The organism is Streptomyces sp. NPDC057445, assembly GCF_042802855.1.
Taxonomy (GTDB): Bacteria; Actinomycetota; Actinomycetes; order Streptomycetales; family Streptomycetaceae; genus Streptomyces.
In genome coordinates this window covers 513,703-527,691 of sequence record NZ_JBHVDH010000003.1, presented here as the reverse complement: position 1 = coordinate 527,691, position 13,989 = coordinate 513,703, and the positions used below count along the sequence as shown (strand labels likewise).

The 13,989-nt window shown below is 66.3% G+C and carries 25 protein-coding genes; 23 read left to right on the top strand and 2 right to left on the bottom strand.

What is annotated here, in order from left to right; genetic code table 11:
* Both ACFU5O_RS10375 and ACFU5O_RS10370 read right to left on the bottom strand, forming a co-directional pair.
* Nucleotides 1–879 (bottom strand): hypothetical protein (locus ACFU5O_RS10375; RefSeq protein WP_384238645.1); only part of this gene is annotated, 879 nt, incomplete at its 3' end.
* Between the two features lie 391 nt (nucleotides 880–1,270).
* Nucleotides 1,271–1,438, bottom strand: coding sequence for a hypothetical protein (locus tag ACFU5O_RS10370; protein ID WP_384238643.1), 168 nt, complete (start codon nucleotides 1,436–1,438; stop codon nucleotides 1,271–1,273).
* Nucleotides 1,439–2,004: 566 nt separating this feature from the next.
* On the opposite strand from ACFU5O_RS10370, the gene rpsJ reads away from it, so the two are divergent.
* From rpsJ to ACFU5O_RS10255, 23 genes are all read left to right on the top strand, one after another.
* A complete protein-coding gene (gene rpsJ, locus ACFU5O_RS10365) occupies nucleotides 2,005–2,313 on the top strand; it encodes a 30S ribosomal protein S10 (RefSeq protein WP_003948644.1) in 309 nt (102 codons plus the stop codon).
* Between the two features lie 13 nt (nucleotides 2,314–2,326).
* The gene (gene rplC / locus ACFU5O_RS10360) at nucleotides 2,327–2,971 is read left to right on the top strand and encodes a 50S ribosomal protein L3 (RefSeq protein ID WP_242329291.1); all 645 of its coding nucleotides are present in this window, start codon (nucleotides 2,327–2,329) and stop codon (nucleotides 2,969–2,971) included.
* A gap of 7 nt (nucleotides 2,972–2,978) precedes the next feature.
* Entirely contained in the window at nucleotides 2,979–3,632 is a 654-nt protein-coding gene (gene rplD, locus ACFU5O_RS10355; protein ID WP_384238641.1) for a 50S ribosomal protein L4, read from the top strand.
* A complete protein-coding gene (gene rplW / locus ACFU5O_RS10350; RefSeq protein WP_384238639.1) occupies nucleotides 3,632–3,955 on the top strand; it encodes a 50S ribosomal protein L23 in 324 nt (107 codons plus the stop codon). Before rplD ends, rplW begins: the two co-directional genes overlap by 1 nt.
* A gap of 41 nt (nucleotides 3,956–3,996) precedes the next feature.
* The gene (gene rplB, locus ACFU5O_RS10345; protein WP_384238637.1) at nucleotides 3,997–4,833 is read left to right on the top strand and encodes a 50S ribosomal protein L2; all 837 of its coding nucleotides are present in this window, start codon (nucleotides 3,997–3,999) and stop codon (nucleotides 4,831–4,833) included.
* A 12-nt stretch (nucleotides 4,834–4,845) separates the two neighbouring features.
* On the top strand, nucleotides 4,846–5,127 hold the full coding sequence (gene rpsS, locus ACFU5O_RS10340; RefSeq protein WP_003948639.1) for a 30S ribosomal protein S19: 282 nt from the start codon (nucleotides 4,846–4,848) through the stop codon (nucleotides 5,125–5,127).
* Between the two features lie 50 nt (nucleotides 5,128–5,177).
* Entirely contained in the window at nucleotides 5,178–5,525 is a 348-nt protein-coding gene (rplV, locus tag ACFU5O_RS10335) for a 50S ribosomal protein L22 (RefSeq protein WP_030359020.1), read from the top strand.
* Complete coding sequence (gene rpsC, locus ACFU5O_RS10330; protein ID WP_384238635.1) at nucleotides 5,525–6,361, top strand: 30S ribosomal protein S3; 837 nt, start codon at nucleotides 5,525–5,527, stop codon at nucleotides 6,359–6,361. Before rplV ends, rpsC begins: the two co-directional genes overlap by 1 nt.
* 5 nt (nucleotides 6,362–6,366) lie before the next feature.
* Nucleotides 6,367–6,786 (top strand): 50S ribosomal protein L16, encoded by a 420-nt coding sequence (rplP, locus tag ACFU5O_RS10325; RefSeq protein ID WP_005313579.1) that lies wholly within the window; start codon nucleotides 6,367–6,369, stop codon nucleotides 6,784–6,786.
* Nucleotides 6,786–7,010: a 50S ribosomal protein L29 gene (gene rpmC, locus ACFU5O_RS10320; protein WP_266381587.1), complete on the top strand. Its 225-nt coding sequence runs from the start codon at nucleotides 6,786–6,788 to the stop codon at nucleotides 7,008–7,010. Before rplP ends, rpmC begins: the two co-directional genes overlap by 1 nt.
* Nucleotides 7,010–7,294, top strand: coding sequence for a 30S ribosomal protein S17 (gene rpsQ, locus ACFU5O_RS10315; protein ID WP_150209241.1), 285 nt, complete (start codon nucleotides 7,010–7,012; stop codon nucleotides 7,292–7,294). The genes rpmC and rpsQ overlap by 1 nt, the downstream gene beginning before the upstream one ends.
* A gap of 108 nt (nucleotides 7,295–7,402) precedes the next feature.
* Entirely contained in the window at nucleotides 7,403–7,771 is a 369-nt protein-coding gene (gene rplN, locus ACFU5O_RS10310; RefSeq protein WP_003956455.1) for a 50S ribosomal protein L14, read from the top strand.
* A gap of 2 nt (nucleotides 7,772–7,773) precedes the next feature.
* Nucleotides 7,774–8,097: a 50S ribosomal protein L24 gene (gene rplX, locus ACFU5O_RS10305; protein WP_384238632.1), complete on the top strand. Its 324-nt coding sequence runs from the start codon at nucleotides 7,774–7,776 to the stop codon at nucleotides 8,095–8,097.
* Nucleotides 8,097–8,654, top strand: a complete 558-nt coding sequence (gene rplE, locus ACFU5O_RS10300; protein WP_384238630.1) for a 50S ribosomal protein L5 — start codon at nucleotides 8,097–8,099, stop codon at nucleotides 8,652–8,654. Before rplX ends, rplE begins: the two co-directional genes overlap by 1 nt.
* A gap of 5 nt (nucleotides 8,655–8,659) precedes the next feature.
* The gene (locus tag ACFU5O_RS10295) at nucleotides 8,660–8,845 is read left to right on the top strand and encodes a type Z 30S ribosomal protein S14 (RefSeq protein WP_003956452.1); all 186 of its coding nucleotides are present in this window, start codon (nucleotides 8,660–8,662) and stop codon (nucleotides 8,843–8,845) included.
* Nucleotides 8,846–9,057: 212 nt separating this feature from the next.
* The gene (gene rpsH, locus ACFU5O_RS10290; RefSeq protein ID WP_017949652.1) at nucleotides 9,058–9,456 is read left to right on the top strand and encodes a 30S ribosomal protein S8; all 399 of its coding nucleotides are present in this window, start codon (nucleotides 9,058–9,060) and stop codon (nucleotides 9,454–9,456) included.
* A gap of 22 nt (nucleotides 9,457–9,478) precedes the next feature.
* Nucleotides 9,479–10,018, top strand: coding sequence for a 50S ribosomal protein L6 (rplF, locus tag ACFU5O_RS10285; protein ID WP_384238628.1), 540 nt, complete (start codon nucleotides 9,479–9,481; stop codon nucleotides 10,016–10,018).
* 3 nt (nucleotides 10,019–10,021) lie between these two features.
* Nucleotides 10,022–10,405, top strand: a complete 384-nt coding sequence (rplR, locus tag ACFU5O_RS10280; protein ID WP_384238626.1) for a 50S ribosomal protein L18 — start codon at nucleotides 10,022–10,024, stop codon at nucleotides 10,403–10,405.
* Between the two features lie 43 nt (nucleotides 10,406–10,448).
* Nucleotides 10,449–11,060: a 30S ribosomal protein S5 gene (rpsE, locus tag ACFU5O_RS10275; RefSeq protein ID WP_093656378.1), complete on the top strand. Its 612-nt coding sequence runs from the start codon at nucleotides 10,449–10,451 to the stop codon at nucleotides 11,058–11,060.
* Nucleotides 11,060–11,242, top strand: a complete 183-nt coding sequence (gene rpmD / locus ACFU5O_RS10270; RefSeq protein ID WP_215183645.1) for a 50S ribosomal protein L30 — start codon at nucleotides 11,060–11,062, stop codon at nucleotides 11,240–11,242. Before rpsE ends, rpmD begins: the two co-directional genes overlap by 1 nt.
* Nucleotides 11,242–11,697, top strand: coding sequence for a 50S ribosomal protein L15 (gene rplO, locus ACFU5O_RS10265; RefSeq protein ID WP_384238623.1), 456 nt, complete (start codon nucleotides 11,242–11,244; stop codon nucleotides 11,695–11,697). Before rpmD ends, rplO begins: the two co-directional genes overlap by 1 nt.
* A 276-nt stretch (nucleotides 11,698–11,973) precedes the next feature.
* Nucleotides 11,974–13,293 (top strand): preprotein translocase subunit SecY, encoded by a 1,320-nt coding sequence (gene secY, locus ACFU5O_RS10260; protein WP_384238621.1) that lies wholly within the window; start codon nucleotides 11,974–11,976, stop codon nucleotides 13,291–13,293.
* The gene (locus ACFU5O_RS10255) at nucleotides 13,293–13,961 is read left to right on the top strand and encodes an adenylate kinase (protein WP_384238620.1); all 669 of its coding nucleotides are present in this window, start codon (nucleotides 13,293–13,295) and stop codon (nucleotides 13,959–13,961) included. Before secY ends, ACFU5O_RS10255 begins: the two co-directional genes overlap by 1 nt.
* Nucleotides 13,962–13,989: the final 28 nt, after the last annotated feature.

Below are 13,989 nucleotides of genomic sequence, written 5' to 3'. Positions count from 1 at the left end.
CGTCGTGAAGATTGCCTCCGTGGAGGGGGCTGTGACGGCGCGTGCGAGCCAGTGGCGCAGGATCTCGGGGTCGGTGCACCCGGTGATCCGGTCGCGGGCCGGCTCGGAGACGTCCAGGCCGCGCTGCTCCAGGACGAGCAGGACGTCCTCGGCTCGGCTTTCGGTGCGGCCTTCCGCTCGGCCCTCATCCCGGATTTCTTCCGAGATGGGTGACGTGAAGAAGGACAGGTCCACGGCCATCAACTGCCTCCATTGTTGTGCGGCCGGGCGCCTGCCCAGGCCTTGTGCGATGAGTTCGGCGAGGGTGTACGAGAGGTCTTGAGGTGTGTCGCGCAGGGCGCCGGAGACTGCCTTGAGTATGGCACCGATGTCCGGGTCTTCCACGTGCGTGATCGCGGCCAGCGTCGCCATGGCGGGGTCCTTGCGGGCATCGGCGATGTTGGTGATCACCGGCATGTTGTGCGGGCCCACCACGAGCGGGCGCAGGGTGAGCGCGGGCCACTGCGAGGGGCCGATGTGGGTGGGCCGGGCCGCCCATTCGGCTGTCGCGCGGTCCTGGCACACGACGAGCAGCACGGGCGGCAGACGGTACTTCGTGTGCAGATACGACACGTAGTACGCCCAGCTTGCGGGCTTGGCCGGGTCCTTCTTGCCCTGCGCCTCGACCGCGAGGAGAAAGGCCCCGTCGTCCTCCGTGTCGAGGCGTAAGAGGGTGTCGACACGGCGCTCGACGGGCTGGGTCTCGGTGAGGTCGGTGGGGAGGACGGTCACGGAGGTGGGCGGGGCGAAAGCGACGCCGAGCACCTCGGAGACCCGGGAGAAGAGCCCTGGGTACTCCTGGAAGATGCGGTGCATCGCCTCGTGGGGCGAACTGACCATGTGAATCCCTGTGGCTGTGCGGACTGAGCACGGCATATGCCTGATGCGTATGCCGAGACGTGTCTCGTGGCGAGGGTAGGCAGGCAACACGGCTGAAAATGCGGTCGAGTTGAAGATGTTCACCCGCATGGGTGAGCGCGTCCGACGGGTCGGCCTGCCTCCCTCGGCGAGGGATCCGGACCGGTCCGGCACCCGCAGTCGGCCGGCGCAGCCGGACGCGCAACGGACTGACGCCGCGAGGCGGGCGGGCAAGGACGCGGGCGGGAGGAGCGCTGCTGGTGGAGTGGGCGTACGCGACCGTCATGAGGTGGGCCAGTGACCGGCGGGTCGTGCGGCGAAGAGACGGCGCGAAGGCCACGTCGGCCTGCTCGTCCTCATGAGCCGCCCGGGCTCAGTCGGCCGTGCCGGGCTCGGCGACCCGTCGTGTCCACCGGCCGGTGATCCCGGTGATCAGGTCGAGGTCGCAGTCGTGGTGGAGGGTCGTCCGGCCCTCATGCTGGGCGAGGGCCGCGATCCGCTGGTAGGGCCGCGCGCACAGCGGCTGCCTTGCTGGTGACACCGCGGGGACGCACGGGGACGCACGGCCTCGCCGACGATCCCGTCATCCAGGTCGATCACGGTCGATCACGCGACATCGGTCATGGGCGTGACGAAGGCATCGCCGCGCGGGTTGCGGGACCGGTGGGACAAGCGGATGGGCGGGAGTGCCGCCCTTGTCGGACGCTTCCGCGCGCCGCCGTTTGACAGGCAAACCCGGCCGGGTACGCTCTTCGGCTCGATTGGCGTGCTCCGTGCCCCGTATGGCAGACTGTCCGGGTTGCTCGGTTGAGTGTCGATGCTGCGCGCCTCCCGTCGGGAGGACCGGAAGCGAGTCCCACAGTACTCGTCACCCCTGATCAGGGGTGGACGTACGGGAATCTTCCGGGAAGTGTCAGCGGGGCGCCGACCAGGCACCCGGTGGGTGTTCGCCCCCGGCTCGCGGTCTTCAGGCCCGCAAACCCTTGGTTGGGAAATCCTTCGGGAGATCTTCGTAGAGGGGATGCGACACGCCCGACCGCGGGGGTCGGAGGAGAACGCGAACGCATCGGGTTCCAGAGCGTTACGAGACTAGGAAGACAGGAAGCCATGGCGGGACAGAAGATCCGCATTCGGCTCAAGGCCTATGACCACGAGGTCATCGACTCCTCGGCGAAGAAGATCGTCGAGACGGTGACCCGCACTGGTGCGTCGGTCGCGGGCCCGGTGCCGCTGCCCACTGAGAAGAACGTGTACTGCGTCATCAAGTCGCCGCACAAGTACAAGGACTCGCGCGAGCACTTCGAGATGCGGACGCACAAGCGCCTCATCGACATCCTCGACCCCACGCCGAAGACGGTTGACTCGCTGATGCGTCTCGACCTGCCGGCGGGCGTCGACATCGAGATCAAGCTCTGAGGTGACGCGCGAGATGGCTAAGCAGATCAAGGGCATCCTGGGCGAGAAGCTCGGCATGACTCAGGTCTGGGACGAGAACAACCGTGTCGTCCCGGTCACCGTCGTCAAGGCCGGCCCCAACGTCGTCACCCAGGTCCGCACGAACGACACCGACGGCTACGAGTCGGTCCAGATCGCCTTCGGCGAGATCGACCCGCGCAAGGTGAACAAGCCCCTCAAGGGCCACTTCGCCAAGGCCGACGTGACCCCGCGCCGCCACCTGGTGGAGCTCCGTACCTCCGACGCCAGCGAGTACACGCTCGGCCAGGAGATCACTGCCGAGGTGTTCGAGTCCGGCGTCAAGGTCGACGTCACGGGCAAGAGCAAGGGCAAGGGCTTCGCCGGTGTCATGAAGCGTCACAACTTCAAGGGCCTCGGCGCCGGTCACGGCACCCAGCGCAAGCACCGCTCGCCCGGTTCCATCGGTGGCTGCGCCACCCCGGGCCGTGTGTTCAAGGGCCTCCGCATGGCGGGCCGTATGGGCAACGAGCGGGTCACCACCCAGAACCTGACCGTCCACGCCGTTGACGCGGAGAAGGGCCTGCTGCTCATCAAGGGCGCAGTTCCCGGTCCGAACGGCGGCCTCGTCCTGGTCCGTACCGCGGCCAAGGGGGCCTGAGGTAACGATGAGCACCATTGACATCCTTTCGCCCGCTGGCGACAAGGCCGGTAGCGTCGAGCTCCCCTCGGAGATCTTCGATGCCAAGGTCAGCGTTCCGCTGATCCACCAGGTCGTCGTCGCGCAGCTGGCCGCTGCCCGTCAGGGCACGCACAAGACCAAGACCCGCGGCGAAGTCCGTGGTGGTGGCAAGAAGCCTTACCGCCAGAAGGGCACCGGCCGCGCCCGCCAGGGTTCGACCCGTGCGCCGCAGTTCGCCGGCGGTGGCGTCGTCCACGGCCCCGTGCCGCGTGACTACTCGCAGCGGACCCCGAAGAAGATGAAGGCCGCCGCCCTGCGCGGTGCCCTCACCGACCGGGCCCGTCACTCCCGCATCCACGTCGTCTCCGGCGTGGTCGAGGGTGCGGCTTCCACCAAGGCCGCCAAGACGCTGTTCGGCAAGATCTCGGAGCGCAAGAACCTGCTCCTGGTCGTCGACCGCGCCGACGAGGCCGCGTGGCTGTCCGCCCGCAACCTGCCCCAGGTGCACATCCTGGAGCCGGGCCAGCTGAACACGTACGACGTGCTCGTCTCCGACGACGTGGTCTTCACCAAGGCCGCCTTCGAGTCCTTCGTGTCCGGCCCCAAGGCCGCCAACGACACTGAAGGGAGCGAGGCCTGATGTCCGAGGCCACGATCACCAGCAAGACCTTCTCGGACCCGCGTGACATTCTGGTCAAGCCGGTCGTTTCCGAGAAGAGCTACGCGCTGCTGGACGAGAACAAGTACACGTTCGTCGTCGACCCGCGCGCGAACAAGACCCAGATCAAGCAGGCCGTCGAGGCGGTCTTCTCGGTCAAGGTCACCGGGGTCAACACGATCAACCGCCAGGGCAAGCGCAAGCGCACCCGCACCGGTTTCGGCAAGCGCAAGGACACCAAGCGCGCCATCGTGACCCTCGCCGAGGGCGACCGTATCGACATCTTCGGCGGTCCGACCTCCTGACGGAGGTCCGGATCGTCCGAATATCGGACGAGGACTGAGAAATGGGTATCCGCAAGTACAAGCCGACGACTCCGGGCCGTCGTGGCTCCAGCGTCGCCGACTTCGTCGAGATCACGCGGTCCACGCCGGAGAAGTCGCTGGTCCGCCCCCTGCACAGCAAGGGCGGCCGTAACAACGCCGGTCGTGTGACCGTTCGCCACCAGGGCGGTGGCCACAAGCGCGCCTACCGAGTGATCGACTTCCGTCGTCACGACAAGGACGGCGTGCCGGCCAAGGTCGCGCACATCGAGTACGACCCGAACCGCACCGCGCGTATCGCCCTTCTGCACTACGCGGACGGCGAGAAGCGCTACATCATCGCGCCGCGTGGCCTGAACCAGGGCGACCGTGTCGAGAACGGCCCGGCCGCCGACATCAAGCCCGGCAACAACCTGGCGCTGCGCAACATCCCGGTCGGTACGACCATCCACGCCATCGAGCTGCGGCCCGGCGGCGGCGCGAAGTTCGCCCGCTCCGCGGGTGCCTCCGTGCAGCTGCTGGCGAAGGAGGGCTCCATGGCCCACCTGCGTATGCCGTCCGGCGAGATCCGCCTGGTCGACGTCCGCTGCCGCGCCACTGTCGGCGAGGTCGGCAACGCCGAGCAGTCGAACATCAACTGGGGCAAGGCCGGCCGCATGCGCTGGAAGGGCGTCCGCCCGACCGTCCGCGGTGTCGCCATGAACCCGGTCGACCACCCGCACGGTGGTGGTGAGGGCAAGACCTCCGGTGGTCGCCACCCGGTCTCGCCGTGGGGTCAGAAGGAGGGTCGTACTCGTTCTCCCAAGAAGGCGAGCAACAAGTACATCGTCCGCCGCCGCAAGACGAACAAGAAGCGCTAGGAGCGGGTTTAGATGCCGCGCAGTCTCAAGAAGGGGCCCTTCGTCGACGACCACCTGATCAAGAAGGTGGACGTACAGAACGAGGCAGGCACCAAGAACGTCATCAAGACCTGGTCCCGTCGCTCGATGATCGTCCCGGCCATGCTGGGCCACACGATCGCGGTGCACAACGGCAAGACCCACATCCCGGTGTTCGTCACCGAGTCGATGGTCGGCCACAAGCTCGGCGAGTTCTCGCCGACTCGCACCTTCCGCGGCCACGTCAAGGACGACCGGAAGTCGAAGCGCCGCTAACGCGGGGTGGAACGACTATGACGAACGTGTCAGACACTGAAGGGACAACCATGGAAGCCAGGGCCCAAGCGCGGTACATCCGCGTCACGCCCATGAAGGCCCGCCGCGTGGTGGACCTTATCCGTGGCATGGACGCCACGGAGGCTCAGGCGGTCCTGCGTTTCGCCCCGCAGGCCGCGAGCGTGCCGGTTGGCAAGGTGCTGGACAGCGCCATCGCCAACGCCGCGCACAACTACGACCACACGGACGCCTCTTCGCTGTTCATCAGCGAGGCGTTCGTCGACGAGGGCCCGACCCTGAAGCGGTTCCGTCCGCGTGCCCAGGGCCGTGCCTACCGGATCCGCAAGCGGACCAGCCACATCACCGTGGTCGTCAGCAGCAAGGAAGGAACCCGGTAATGGGCCAGAAGGTAAACCCGCACGGGTTCCGGCTCGGCATCACCACGGACTTCAAGTCCCGGTGGTACGCCGACAAGCTGTACAAGGACTACGTCAAGGAAGACGTCGCCATCCGTCGGATGATGACGTCCGGCATGGAGCGCGCCGGTATCTCGAAGGTTGAGATCGAGCGCACCCGTGACCGCGTGCGGGTGGACATCCACACCGCGCGTCCCGGCATCGTCATCGGCCGCCGTGGCGCCGAGGCCGACCGCATCCGCGGCGACCTCGAGAAGCTCACGGGCAAGCAGGTCCAGCTGAACATCCTCGAGGTCAAGAACCCCGAGGTCGACGCTCAGCTCGTGGCCCAGGCCGTTGCCGAGCAGCTGTCCTCCCGCGTCTCCTTCCGCCGCGCCATGCGTAAGAGCATGCAGTCGGCGATGAAGGCGGGCGCCAAGGGCATCAAGATCCAGTGTGGTGGCCGTCTCGGCGGCGCCGAGATGTCCCGCTCGGAGTTCTACCGCGAGGGCCGTGTGCCGCTGCACACGCTCCGCGCGAACGTCGAGTACGGCTTCTTCGAGGCCAAGACGACCTTCGGCCGCATCGGCGTGAAGGTCTGGATCTACAAGGGCGACGTCAAGAACATCGCCGAGGTCCGCGCCGAGAACGCCGCTGCCCGTGCCGGCAACCGCCCGGCCCGTGGTGGCAACGACCGCCCGGCCCGTGGTGGCCGTGGTGGCGAGCGTGGCGGTCGCGGTCGCAAGCCGCAGCAGCAGTCCGCGCCGGCTGCCGAGGCCCCCAAGGCCGACGCTCCCGCCGCCGCTCCGGCTGCTGAGAGCACCGGAACGGAGGCCTGACCGAAATGCTGATCCCCCGCAGGGTCAAGCACCGCAAGCAGCACCACCCCAAGCGCCGCGGTATGGCCAAGGGTGGTACGACGGTTGCGTTCGGCGAGTACGGCATTCAGGCCATGACTCCGGCGTACGTGACCAACCGCCAGATCGAGGCGGCTCGAATCGCGATGACCCGCCACATCAAGCGTGGCGGCAAGGTCTGGATCAACATCTACCCGGACCGTCCGCTGACGAAGAAGCCTGCCGAGACCCGCATGGGTTCCGGTAAGGGTTCCCCCGAGTGGTGGGTCGCGAACGTGCACCCGGGCCGGGTCATGTTCGAGCTGTCCTACCCGAACGAGAAGATCGCACGTGAGGCTCTGACTCGCGCGGCTCACAAGCTGCCGATGAAGTGCCGGATCGTCAAGCGCGAGGCAGGTGAAGCGTGATGTCGGCCGGTACCAAGGCGTCCGAGCTGCGCGAGCTGGGCAGCGAGGAGCTTGTCGCCAAGCTCCGCGAGGCCAAGGAAGAGCTGTTCAACCTCCGCTTCCAGGCGGCGACCGGTCAGCTCGAGAACCACGGCCGGCTGAAGGCCGTCCGCAAGGACATCGCGCGGATCTACACCCTGATGCGTGAGCGCGAGCTGGGCATCGAGACGGTGGAGAGCGCCTGATGAGCGAGAGCAACGTGACTGAGAACAAGACCGACCGCGGCTTCCGCAAGACCCGCGAGGGTCTGGTCGTCAGCGACAAGATGGACAAGACCGTCGTCGTCGCCGTCGAGGACCGCGTCAAGCACGCGCTGTACGGCAAGGTCATCCGCCGTACGAACAAGCTCAAGGCGCACGACGAGCAGAACGCCGCGGGTGTCGGCGACCGTGTCCTCCTCATGGAGACCCGGCCGCTGTCCGCGACGAAGCGCTGGCGCGTCGTCGAGATCCTCGAGAAGGCCAAGTAATCACTTGAAGGGGTAACCCTTCAGGTTCGTTCCGCCAGGCTCGGCAGGGGCCGCACCTCGACAGAGGGAAGCCCCTGCCGGGAACCGGCAGACAAACAGGAGATAGACGTGATCCAGCAGGAGTCGCGACTTCGCGTCGCCGACAACACTGGTGCCAAGGAGATCCTTTGCATCCGTGTTCTCGGTGGCTCGGGTCGCCGCTACGCGGGCATCGGTGACGTCATCGTCGCCACCGTCAAGGATGCGATCCCCGGTGGCAACGTGAAGAAGGGTGACGTCGTCAAGGCGGTCATCGTTCGCACCGTCAAGGAGCGCCGCCGCCAGGACGGCTCGTACATCCGCTTCGACGAGAACGCCGCCGTCATTCTGAAGAACGACGGCGACCCTCGCGGCACCCGTATCTTCGGCCCGGTGGGCCGTGAGCTGCGCGAGAAGAAGTTCATGAAGATCATCTCGCTCGCGCCGGAGGTGCTGTAAGCATGAAGATCAAGAAGGGCGACCTGGTACAGGTCATCACCGGTAAGGACAAGGGCAAGCAGGGCAAGGTCATCGCGGCCTTCCCCCGCGAGGACCGCGTCCTGGTCGAGGGTGTCAACCGGGTCAAGAAGCACACGAAGGCCAACCAGCCGGGTCGTGCCTCGCAGGCCGGCGGCATCGTCACCACCGAGGCCCCCATTCACGTGAGCAACGTTCAGCTCGTCGTGGAGAAGGACGGCACGAAGGTCGTGACCCGCGTCGGTTACCGCTTCGACGACGAGGGCAACAAGATCCGCGTTGCCAAGCGGACGGGTGAGGACATCTGATGGCTACCACCACCACTCCGCGTCTCAAGACGAAGTACCGCGAGGAGATCGCGGGCAAGCTGCGTGAGGAGTTCTCCTACGAGAACGTCATGCAGATTCCCGGCCTCGTGAAGATCGTGGTCAACATGGGTGTGGGCGACGCCGCCCGCGACTCCAAGCTGATCGAGGGTGCCATCAAGGACCTCACCACGATCACCGGCCAGAAGCCGGCCGTCACCAAGGCCCGTAAGTCCATCGCGCAGTTCAAGCTGCGTGAGGGCCAGCCGATCGGTGCCCACGTCACGCTTCGTGGCGACCGCATGTGGGAGTTCCTGGACCGCACCCTGTCGCTCGCGCTGCCGCGCATCCGCGACTTCCGCGGCCTGTCCCCCAAGCAGTTCGACGGCCGTGGCAACTACACCTTCGGTCTCACGGAGCAGGTCATGTTCCACGAGATCGACCAGGACAAGATCGACCGCGTCCGGGGTATGGACATCACCGTGGTCACCACGGCGACCAACGACGACGAGGGCCGTGCCCTTCTGCGTCACCTCGGCTTCCCGTTCAAGGAGGCGTAAGCGAGATGGCGAAGAAGGCTCTCATTGCCAAGGCTGCTCGTAAGCCCAAGTTCGGTGTGCGTGCGTACACCCGCTGCCAGCGCTGCGGCCGTCCGCACTCCGTGTACCGCAAGTTCGGCCTGTGCCGCGTGTGCCTTCGTGAGATGGCTCACCGTGGCGAGCTGCCGGGCGTGACCAAGAGCTCCTGGTAATCCCGGGTTTTCCCGGAATTACCGGAGGCTCTCGGTAAGCAACGGGTCGGCGGGGCCCTCCCTCACATGCCGTAGGCTTGTGGGGTTGGGCGCCCGCCGCCCTGATCGACTTACTACGCCGTAGGTCCCCGCGCCGCACCCGTCCCGCCCATGTGTGGGGAGAGGGATGGCGCATACAGGAAACCCCGGCGAGAGAGGCCGAAGGCCAATTCATGACCATGACTGATCCGATCGCGGACATGCTGACTCGTCTGCGTAACGCGAACTCGGCGTACCACGACTCCGTGACGATGCCGCACAGCAAGATCAAGTCTCACATCGCGGAGATCCTCCAGCAGGAGGGCTTCATCACGGGCTGGAAGGTCGAGGACGCCGAGGTCGGCAAGAACCTCGTCCTCGAGCTGAAGTTCGGCCCGAACCGTGAGCGCTCCATCGCGGGCATCAAGCGGATCTCCAAGCCCGGTCTCCGGGTTTACGCGAAGTCCACCAACCTGCCGAAGGTGCTGGGCGGCCTGGGCGTGGCGATCATCTCCACGTCGCACGGTCTCCTCACGGACAAGCAGGCCAGCAAGAAGGGTGTGGGCGGGGAAGTCCTCGCCTACGTCTGGTAGTCGGGAACGGAGGAGAAGAAACATGTCGCGTATCGGCAAGCTCCCCATCTCGGTTCCCGCCGGCGTGGATGTCACCATCGATGGCCGTACGGTCCAGGTGAAGGGTCCCAAGGGATCCCTGAGCCACACCGTTGCCGCGCCGATCGAGATCGTGAAGGGTGAGGACGGCGTTCTGAACGTCACCCGCCCGAACGACGAGCGTCAGAACAAGGCCCTGCACGGCCTGTCCCGCACGCTGGTGGCCAACATGATCACCGGTGTGACCCAGGGGTACGTCAAGGCGCTCGAGATCAGCGGTGTCGGTTACCGCGTTGCCGCGAAGGGCTCCAACCTGGAGTTCCAGCTCGGCTACAGCCACTCGATCCTGGTGGAGGCCCCCGAGGGCATCTCCTTCAAGGTCGAGTCGCCGACCAAGTTCTCGGTCGAGGGCATCGACAAGCAGAAGGTCGGCGAGGTCGCCGCGAACATCCGCAAGCTGCGCAAGCCCGACCCGTACAAGGCCAAGGGCGTGAAGTACGCGGGCGAGGTCATCCGCCGCAAGGTCGGAAAGGCTGGTAAGTAAGCCATGGCATACGGCGTGAAGATTGCCAAGGGCAAGGCCTACAAGGGCGCTTCCCTGAAGCGTCGCCACATCCGCATCCGCAAGAAGATCTCGGGTACCCCGGCGCGTCCGCGTCTCGTGGTCACCCGGTCGAACCGCGGGATCACGGCTCAGGTCATCGACGACCTCGCGGGGCACACCCTCGCGTCGGCGTCCACCCTGGACTCGTCCATCCGCGGCGGCGAAGGCGACAAGTCGTCGCAGGCGAAGCAGGTCGGCCAGCTTGTGGCCGAGCGTGCCAAGGCTGCCGGCATCGAGGCTGTCGTGTTCGACCGTGGCGGCAACCAGTACGCCGGGCGCATCGCCGCCCTGGCGGACGCCGCCCGCGAAGCCGGCCTGAAGTTCTGAGCCGGTTCCGTAGCTCAGCGGAAAACGAAGAGAGGTAATTCCAATGGCTGGACCCCAGCGCCGCGGAAGCGGTGCCGGTGGCGGCGAGCGGCGGGACCGGAAGGGCCGTGACGGCGGCGCAGCTGCCGCCGAGAAGACCGCTTACGTTGAGCGCGTTGTCGCGATCAACCGTGTCGCCAAGGTTGTGAAGGGTGGTCGTCGCTTCAGCTTCACCGCGCTGGTCGTGGTGGGCGACGGTGACGGCACCGTGGGTGTCGGTTACGGCAAGGCCAAGGAGGTGCCGGCCGCCATCGCCAAGGGTGTTGAGGAGGCCAAGAAGCACTTCTTCAAGGTCCCCCGTATCCAGGGCACCATCCCGCACCCGATCACGGGCGAGAAGGCTGCGGGCGTCGTCCTGCTCAAGCCGGCTTCCCCCGGTACCGGCGTTATCGCCGGTGGCCCGGTGCGTGCCGTGCTCGAGTGCGCCGGCGTTCACGACATCCTGTCGAAGTCGCTCGGCTCGTCCAACGCGATCAACATCGTCCACGCGACCGTGGAGGCCCTGAAGGGTCTGCAGCGTCCCGAGGAGATCGCGGCTCGCCGCGGTCTGCCGCTCGAGGACGTCGCTCCCGCGGCTCTGCTGCGTGCGCGTGCCGGTGCGGGAGCGGGTGCGTAATGGCCCGCCTCAAGATCACGCAGAAGAAGTCGTACATCGGCAGCAAGCAGAACCACCGTGACACGCTGCGTTCGCTCGGCCTCAAGAGGGTCAACGACGTGGTCGTCAAGGAGGACCGCCCTGAGTTCCGCGGAATGGTGCACACCGTCCGCCACCTCGTGACGGTTGAGGAGGTCGACTGATGGCGGAGCAGAACCCGCTGAAGATCCACAACCTCCGTCCCGCCCCGGGCGCCAAGACCGCCAAGACCCGTGTGGGTCGTGGTGAGGCGTCGAAGGGTAAGACGGCCGGTCGTGGTACCAAGGGTACGAAGGCCCGCTACCAGGTTCCGGAGCGCTTCGAGGGTGGGCAGATGCCCCTCCACATGCGTCTTCCGAAGCTGAAGGGCTTCAAGAACCCGTTCCGCACCGAGTACCAGGTCGTGAACCTGGACAAGCTGGCCGCGCTCTACCCGCAGGGTGGCGAGGTCACGGTGGCCGATCTGGTCGCCAAGGGTGCGGTGCGCAAGAACAGCCTCGTCAAGGTCCTGGGCCAGGGCGAGATCTCCGTGGCGCTGCAGGTTTCGGTTGACGCCGTTTCCGCCTCCGCCAAGGAGAAGATCACCGCCGTCGGCGGTACCGTCACTGAGCTCGTCTGACACGAGCCGATGGCCTGAACACCCACCGGGGATGCCTCACAAACGGGGCATCCCCGGTTGGTCGTTCCAAGCGGGGCACACTCGCCGGTAAGGTGGCGTGCGTCGTTGCTGTATTTACCGGGGGGTGACCCCCGGGCTCACCCCCCCTCACCGGGGGGACCCCAGGCCGTGAAGGGCTGCCCCCACCGGGCTCCGAGCGGCTCTTGACTTATTCGTATTCGTCGAACCTCAAGACCGTCACCTCTGACGCTTTGCGCGGGGGTCGCAGGAGGCACCGTGCTCACCGCGTTCGCCCGGGCGTTCAAGACGCCCGACCTGCGCAAGAAGCTGCTCTTCACGCTCGGCATCATCGTGCTGTACCGGATCGGCGCACACATCCCGGTACCCGGCGTCAGCTATGAGAACGTCCAGATCTGTGTGGACCAGGCATCGAAGGGCAACAACAGCCTCTTCGGTCTCGTCAACATGTTCAGTGGCGGTGCGCTGCTGCAGATCACGATCTTCGCGCTCGGCATCATGCCGTACATCACGGCGAGCATCATCCTGCAGCTGCTGACAGTGGTCATCCCGCGCCTGGAAGCCCTCAAGAAGGAGGGCCAGGCCGGTACGTCCAAGATCACGCAGTACACGCGTTACCTCACGGTCGCCCTGGCCGTGCTGCAGGGCACCGGTCTGGTGGCCACCGCCCGCAGCGGCGCGCTCTTCCAGAACTGCAGCGTCGGCAGTCAGATCGTCCCCGACCAGTCGATCTTCGTGACCGCCACCATGGTGGTCACCATGACCGCCGGTACGGCCGTCGTCATGTGGCTCGGTGAGCTGATCACCGACCGCGGCATCGGCAACGGCATGTCCATCCTGATGTTCATCTCCATCGCGGCCGGCTTCCCCGGCGCGCTGTGGGCCATCAAGGAGAGCGGCAAGCTCGCCAAGGGCTGGATCGAGTTCGGCACGGTCATCCTGATCGGCTTCGTGATGGTCGCGCTCGTCGTCTTCGTCGAGCAGGCCCAGCGGCGGATCCCCGTGCAGTACGCGAAGCGCATGATCGGCCGCAGGTCCTACGGCGGTACGTCCACATACATCCCGCTGAAGGTGAACCAGGCGGGTGTGATTCCCGTCATCTTCGCGTCGTCGCTGCTCTACATCCCGGCGCTGATCGCCCAGTTCTCCAACTCGAACGCGGGCTGGAAAACCTGGATCGAGACGCACTTCGTCAAGGGTGACCACCCGATTTACATCGCCACCTACTTCCTTCTGATCGTTTTCTTCGCGTTCTTCTACGTGGCCATCTCGTTCAACCCCGAGGAAGTCGCGGACAACATGAAGAAGTATGGTGGCTTCATCCCGGGTATCCGGGCTGGTCGACCTACCGCCGAGTATCTGAGCTACGTGCTCAACCGGATCACCTGGCCGGGCTCGCTGTATCTGGGTCTGATCGCTCTCGTGCCGACAGTGGCGTTGGCAGGCTTCGGCGGGGCCAACGCGAACTTCCCGTTCGGTGGCACCAGCATCCTCATCATCGTGGGTGTCGGTCTCGAGACCGTGAAGCAGATCGAGAGCCAGCTCCAGCAGCGCAACTATGAAGGGTTCCTCCGCTGATGCGAATCGTCCTCGTTGGACCGCCCGGTGCCGGCAAGGGAACGCAGGCCGCGTTTCTCGCCAAGAACCTGTCGATCCCGCACATCTCCACGGGCGACCTCTTCCGCGCCAACATCAGCCAGGGCACGGAGCTGGGCAAGCGGGCCAAGGCGTTCATGGACGCGGGCAACCTGGTGCCGGACGAGGTCACCATCGGGATGGCCCGGGACCGCATGGCTCAGCCGGACGCCCAGAACGGCTTCCTGCTGGACGGCTTCCCTCGCAACGTCTCGCAGGCGGAGTCGCTCGACGCCGCGCTGGAGGCCGACGGCGTGAAGCTGGACGCGGTGCTGGATCTCGAGGTCCCCGAGGACGAGGTCGTACGCCGGATCGCGGGCCGCCGCATCTGCCGCAACGACAGCTCGCACGTCTTCCACGTCACGTACAGCCCGGCGCAGCAGGAAGGTGTCTGCGACATCTGCGGCGGCGAGCTGTACCAGCGTGACGACGACACCGAGGAGACGGTGCGCACGCGGCTCGAGGTCTACCACACGCAGACCGAGCCCATCATCGACCACTACAAGGCCCAGGGCCTCGTGGTCACCATCTCCGCGCTCGGCAAGGTCGCGGACGTGACCGAGCGGGCGATGGAGGCTCTCCGTAGCGGCGACCGCGCCGCGAAGGCCTGAGCCGGTCATTCACTGAGCTGTACGCGAT